We start from the raw sequence: 1,132 nt of genomic DNA, 5'->3' as shown, positions 1-1,132 counted from the left end.
CCTGCACGGTGCCGGCACCGCCGCGGACTTCGACGCTGCGGTCGAGGTAGGCGAACGGAACGGAGTATTGACGGCCCTCGAAGGCGACCAGCCCGTCACGGCCGACGCGCCGGGTGGCGACATGGTCGAACGGGGCCGGCAGGACCGGCAGCGGCGCCAGCGCCGCGCGTTCGCCCTGCCAAGCGTCGAAGACGCTGCCGCCGGTGGCGGGGCAGCGCCGGCGCTGCGCGCTGTCGCGCACGGCGTCATCGGTTGCGGCCTGCAGTTCCTGCACGCTGTCCCAGGCCTGGCGGGCGAGATCGATGCCACGGTGCGTTCGCACGGCGCGTTCGACCTTGCCCTTGTGTTCTGGGCTGTAGGGCATGCAAGGATCGACATGGAAGCGCACCGTCGTCGCGTAGCGGCGATAGCTGTCGTTGAGTTGGCCCCAGGTGCCGGCGCCGCGCACGACCGCTGTCTTCGTGTTGTCCACCCGCAAAACCGCCGGAATCCCCCCGATCCGCTCGAAGGCGGCGTTATGCGCGGCCAGCCAGCACAGGCTGTCTTCGGCGGGCATCCAGACCACCGCGCCGAATCGCGAGTGCGACAGCACGAGGTGGAAGGCGTGCAGTGTCACCGCTTCGCCGGCGACGGCCATGCGGGGGAACTGCGCCCAGTCGACCTGCGCCTGCGCGCCGGGCGGGGTCTCCACGCGACGACGGGCCCGGCGCGGGGGCGGCGGATAGCGGTCGGCAACGAAGCGCTGCACCGAACGCAAGCTGCCTGCGTAGTCGTGTTCGGCGACGAGCCAGGCGTGCAATGCGGCGAGGTTGGTGCGGTCGTGATGCGCCATCCAGTGGGCGATGGCATCGGCAGCGACGCCGGCCCGCCTTGGCTGGGTGGCACGGCCGTCGGGGGTGCCCGAAGCGATTCGGGACAGGTGATAGCGGATCGTGCCTTCGCTGAGGTCGAGCTGGCGGGCGATGGCGCGCTTGGGCACGCCCTTGGCGGCCAAGGTCTTGATGGTCATGCGGATCTCCAGATCGGTGATCGCCACGCCCGCTCCCTTCCAGGACGAAAGCGGTCGAGGCTACGGGGTCGACCCGGAGGTGCGTGAATCTGGGTGTCGCCTTACCAGCAAACTAGGGTGTCG

General features: G+C 70.3%; 1 protein-coding gene. It reads right to left on the bottom strand.

What is annotated here, in order from left to right; translation table 11 throughout:
- On the bottom strand, window positions 1-1,036 hold a 1,036-nt coding region (istA, locus tag ACOVRJ_RS09885), incomplete at its 3' end, for an IS21 family transposase (protein WP_422043682.1).
- Between the last annotated feature and the right edge of the window lie 96 nt (window positions 1,037-1,132).

Source organism: Roseateles sp. (genome assembly GCF_049240545.1).
Lineage (GTDB): Bacteria > Pseudomonadota > Gammaproteobacteria > Burkholderiales > Burkholderiaceae_C > Paucibacter_A.
The sequence above is the reverse complement of the archived record's forward strand: the minus strand, read 5'-3'. Positions and strand labels throughout refer to the sequence as shown.